The sequence below is a fragment of the Micromonospora sp. NPDC049799 genome, from assembly GCF_040656655.1.
Classification (GTDB): domain Bacteria; phylum Actinomycetota; class Actinomycetes; order Mycobacteriales; family Micromonosporaceae; genus Micromonospora.
In genome coordinates this window covers 1-4,220 of record NZ_JBFAMU010000425.1, presented here as the reverse complement: position 1 = coordinate 4,220, position 4,220 = coordinate 1, and the positions used below count along the sequence as shown (strand labels likewise).

5 protein-coding genes and 1 pseudogene are annotated in these 4,220 nt (G+C 74.4%); 3 read left to right on the top strand and 3 right to left on the bottom strand.

Going from position 1 to position 4,220, the window contains the following annotated elements; all coding sequences use genetic code 11:
- Both AB0I76_RS23680 and AB0I76_RS23675 read right to left on the bottom strand, forming a co-directional pair.
- Positions 1-561 (bottom strand): cobalamin B12-binding domain-containing protein (locus AB0I76_RS23680; RefSeq protein WP_357039350.1); only part of this gene is annotated, 561 nt, incomplete at its 3' end.
- On the bottom strand, positions 558-2,312 hold the full coding sequence (locus AB0I76_RS23675; RefSeq protein WP_357039347.1) for a PP2C family protein-serine/threonine phosphatase: 1,755 nt from the start codon (positions 2,310-2,312) through the stop codon (positions 558-560). The genes AB0I76_RS23675 and AB0I76_RS23680, both read right to left, overlap by 4 nt.
- A gap of 251 nt (positions 2,313-2,563) precedes the next feature.
- On the opposite strand from AB0I76_RS23675, the gene AB0I76_RS23670 reads away from it, so the two are divergent.
- Both AB0I76_RS23670 and AB0I76_RS23665 read left to right on the top strand, forming a co-directional pair.
- Complete coding sequence (locus AB0I76_RS23670) at positions 2,564-2,905, top strand: STAS domain-containing protein (RefSeq protein WP_357039343.1); 342 nt, start codon at positions 2,564-2,566, stop codon at positions 2,903-2,905.
- A 101-nt stretch (positions 2,906-3,006) separates the two neighbouring features.
- Positions 3,007-3,351 carry an STAS domain-containing protein gene (locus tag AB0I76_RS23665; RefSeq protein ID WP_357039340.1) on the top strand — a complete coding sequence of 115 codons (345 nt, stop codon included), beginning with the start codon at positions 3,007-3,009 and terminating at the stop codon, positions 3,349-3,351.
- 146 nt (positions 3,352-3,497) lie between these two features.
- On the opposite strand, the gene AB0I76_RS23660 is transcribed toward AB0I76_RS23665, so the two are convergent.
- Positions 3,498-3,812: a hypothetical protein gene (locus AB0I76_RS23660; protein ID WP_357039337.1), complete on the bottom strand. Its 315-nt coding sequence runs from the start codon at positions 3,810-3,812 to the stop codon at positions 3,498-3,500.
- Positions 3,813-3,899: 87 nt separating this feature from the next.
- On the opposite strand from AB0I76_RS23660, the pseudogene AB0I76_RS23655 reads away from it, so the two are divergent.
- Positions 3,900-4,220: pseudogene (locus AB0I76_RS23655) on the top strand (hypothetical protein); the annotation flags it as partial.

Below are 4,220 nucleotides of genomic sequence, written 5' to 3'. Positions count from 1 at the left end.
CGCCCCGAAACCGCGACCGCCGACGACCACCGGGACGTCGGAGCGGCGGCACGCCTCGATCATGCGGTGCGCGTACGGCAGCCGCATCGGCAGCGCGCACGCCAGCGCGACCGCGTGGGCGTCGTGCCGGTGCAGGTACGACACCAGGTGCGCGGCCGGGACACTCGCTCCGAGGAAGGTCACCTGCCAGCCGCGCAGCCGCAGCACCTCGGCCACCAGCCGGGGCGGCAGCGCGTGCCACTCGCCGTCCATGCAGGCCACCACGACCCGCCCCCGCGTCGGACGCGGATTGGCGTGCGCGGCGACCGCCGCCACCACCCGTTCGCTGATGTGGGTGGCGGCGTGCTCCTGGGCGACGCTCCACTCGTTGCGCGCCCACCGCTCCCCCACCTCGGCCTGCGCGGGCGCGACGAGGTCCAGCAGCACCCGCTCGGCGGGCACGCCGCCCTCCAGCAGACCGGTCGCCACCTCGATCGCGGCGTACTCGTCGGCCTCCTCCAGGCAGTGCAGGTAGCCGGACCAGGCGCCGGTCAGGCCGGTCTCGGTGGTCGGAGCACTCACGGGCGCGACTCCCTCGTGTCGGTCGCCGCCGGCTCGGGCACCGCATGCAGATGCCGCGGGACACGCCCACCCGGGCCGGTCGCGCGCAGCGCCAGCACGGCGATGTCGTCGTGGTCCCCGTGCCCCAGCCAGTCACAGGTGACCTGCTCGATCCGCTCGGCCAGGGCCGGCGCCGGCATGCGGTGGCAACCACTCACCAGGCCGACCAGCCGCTCGGGGCCGAACTGCTCCTGCCCGCTCCGGCCGCCGCGCGCCTCGGTCACGCCGTCGCTGTAGAGCAGGCACGTCTCGCCCGCCTCCAGGCGGACCGTCGCCTCGCCGATGCGCGGATCCGGCACGACACCGACCAGCATGCCGCTCAACGGCACCTGCTCGACCTCGCCGGAGTTCCGCAGCACCAGCGGCGGCAGATGGCCACCGCCGGCCAGAGCCAGGGTGAGCCCACCGTCGCGGTGCGGCCTGACGACCCCGAGCACCATGGTGGCGAACCGGCCCCGGTCGTGCGCCTGGGTGGTCTCCAGCAACGCGTCGTTGAGCAGCTTCAGCAGCCGCCCCGGGTGCGACTCGACCCGGTGCAGCGCGTGCAGGCACTGCCGGAGCTGCCCGGTGAAGACGGCCGCCTCGACGCCCTTGCCGGAGACGTCGCCGAGGAAGAACAGCGAGCCGCCGTCGGGCAGCCGGTGGGAGCCGTAGAAGTCCCCGCCGATACGCAACCCCGCCTGCGCGGGCCGGTACGCGGTGCCCCACTGCACGCCGGTCGCCTCGGCCGGCTCCACCGGCACCAGACTGGCCTGGAGCGTGTCGGCGACCTCGGCCTGGTCGCGGTAGAGCATGGCGGTGGTCAGCGCCGCCCCGGCCCGCGCCCCGAAGGCCCGGACGAGATCGATGTCGGCGTCGTCGTACCACCGGGTCGCCCGCCGGGCCACCAGCAGCACCCCGGCCGGCGCGTCCCGGCCGGGCAGCGGCACCACCCGGGCGCACGCCTCGACGGAGGTCAGGCCGGGCAGCCACCCGGCCTCCACGGCCTGCTCGACCAGCCAGTCCACGGCGTGCGGCTCGGAGCCCTGCAGCCCCTCGACGATGGCCGGGGGCAGATCGGGGGCGGCGAGCACGCCGCTGTCGACGGTGGGCGCCTCGTCCTCGCCCCGCGACGCCCGCCACCAGCGGGACCGCCCCGACCGGGGCGCCAGCACCAGCACCGCGACCTCGGCCAGGGTGGGCACGGCCAGCCGGACCACCGCGGAGGCGGCCCGGTCGGGGTGCAGCGGGTTGCCCAGCTTCTCGCCGGCCACGGCGAGGAACGCCGAACGGGCCCGCTCGGCGAGCAGCGCGTCGGCGCGGGAGACGATCTCGGTGACGTCCTCGACGTACCAGCAGGAGCGGGCGGCCGACAACGGGACCCGGCGGGCTCGCAGCCGACGCCCGTGGTGGGTGAAGTCACCGCCGGCGCCGAGCCCGGCGACACCGGCCGCCGCCAGCAGCTCACCCGGAACGACCTCCGGAAGCAGCCGCTCGGCGACCGGGCTGAGGTGGCGGACGACGCCGTCGGCGTCGCAGATGACGAGGCCCTCCCGGAAGTGCTCGACGACCTCGGACCAGTCCGGTGCGGCGTGGCCGCGGTCCGGGGCGAGGGCGGGCAGGGCGGCGGAGCGAGCCGGGGCGTCGACGGGCCACGCCGGGGCCCGCGCGGCACTCGGCGTGGAGATCCTTCCGTCGCCCGGGTCCTGACCCCTGACGTCGGCAGCAGTCACCAGCTGAGCCCCACTCCTTGTCGACACCTGCAACGCGCCGGACACGGCGCTCGTGGTCACGTCTCTTCGACCCACCCTACGCCGGTGTGCCGGTTCCGCCACCCCACGCCCTCGCGGGTGGATGGCCGCACACCGGGCGGGTCCGGACGGGCGTTGTTACGATCCTCTCGGCCCCTGCCCGAGCGGCCGCCTGCGGAAAGGCGTTGAACGTGTCACCCCATGGGAGGAAGGCGGAGACGGTGCCGCTGATCATGTCCGTCGATCGGTCGGATCCGGACGCCCCCCTCATCATGGTCGGTGGCGACCTGGCCTACACCACGGCCGCACCGCTGCGGTACGAGGTCGAGCGGGCGCTCGCCGACGCGCCTGCGGTGCTCGTCCTGGACTTCGCCGGACTGGAGTTCATCGACAGCACCGGCCTCGGCGTCATCGTGCACGCCTGGCGTGAGGGGCAGCAGGCCGGCACCGCCATCGAGTTGCGCGCGGTCCCCCGCTTCCTGGAGACGATCCTGAACATGACGGGCGTCATGGGCCTGCTGGCCCGCCCGATGGGCGACGCGCACAGCGCAATGCGCGTGCAACGTCAGGCCTGAGCGTTGCGTCGGCGGGCCGCCGGCACCACCTCGCGGGCCCGGTAGGGATCGCCGTGCTCCCCGCTGTTTGCCATCCGCCGTCGTGCTGGGAACATGGAGTCATGGCGCACCAGCTGTTGACCATCGAGGTGACCCGGCTCGGCGCCGGGCACGCCCGGCTGCGGCTGACCGGAGACCTGGACTACGACACCGCGCCGGAGCTCATCGACGCGGTGGCCGAGCTGCGCCGGGACGGCTGCCACGACCTGGTGATCGACCTCACGGGCGTCGGGCTCTGCGACTCGTCCGGCCTCAGTGCGTTCGTGGTGGTGCACCGCGCCGGCACCGGCCCGGTGCGCCTGACGGGCGTCAGCTCGCAGCTTCAGCAGCTCCTCGACCGCACTGGCCTCGTCGAGCTGCTCGCCGTCGATCCCAGCGCGGACGGCGGCCTGCGCGAGGCCGGCTGACCCGGACGCGCCCCGATCCACCCGACGTCATCGCTGTCGTCTCCGCACGGGGGGGAGCCCACCCACACCGCCGGGAACCAGCCTGCGGCCCGGACCGGGGGGTGGCCCCCGACCCTGGGACCAGGGGTCGGGGGCCGGAGTGTGGTTCAGGGCGCGGTGACCGGTTGCAGTCGAGGTCCGGTCGTCCGCTGCTGCTCGGTCCGGAGAGGTTCGGCGTCATCCGGTGAGCCGGAATCCGGTGTCTGGAAGAGATAGCGGACGAACTCCCCACCCGCCTCGTTGTCGTCCGCGCCCGGCCACTGGCCGATACAGTCCACGCCGATCACCTCACGGCCAGTGCCGTCCGCGTCCTCCAGCAGCGCCCACAGGCTGACCGCGTAACTGCGGGTGTCCTCGGGTGAGAGCCGCCAGCGGGCGTACCAGCCGGGTCGGGCGGGAACGATCTCGACGATCCTCTTCATCGACCTTTCCTTCCGCGTACATCGGAAGTTCCCCGGTCCATCGCCATCGTGGGCCGCCTCCGGGTGACGCCCCCTCACCCGCCCGGGATGAAGCTTCCGGACACCGTCGGCACCCCGCCGTCGACCCGTCCGGCCCGTTACTTCCCCGGCCTCGACGGGAAGGCGACCGACGGACGTACGCACGCTCAGCCGAAGCGAGGTGTCACCATGCGCAAGCAGATGGAGGGCGACAACCAGCGCCGTCGGGCCCTGGCCCGCGAGGCGCGGGAACGTGGCATGCAGGCCAGCGAGACCGGTGCCAGCCTGAGCGCCTCCAAGCAGCTCACCCACCTCGACAAGGGCCGGCGCATCGGCCCGGCCCCGGCCGGCCAACGTCGCAAGCCGGACGCCACCCGGGGCGGGCCCGCG

Excerpts from the sequence above, each read along its gene's own strand:
- AB0I76_RS23660 (WP_357039337.1), bottom strand. The coding sequence starts at position 3,812 with ATGAAGAGGATCGTCGAGATCGTTCCCGCCCGACCCGGCTGGTACGCC.
- AB0I76_RS23665 (WP_357039340.1), top strand. The coding sequence starts at position 3,007 with ATGGCGCACCAGCTGTTGACCATCGAGGTGACCCGGCTCGGCGCCGGG.
- AB0I76_RS23670 (WP_357039343.1), top strand. The coding sequence starts at position 2,564 with ATGTCCGTCGATCGGTCGGATCCGGACGCCCCCCTCATCATGGTCGGT.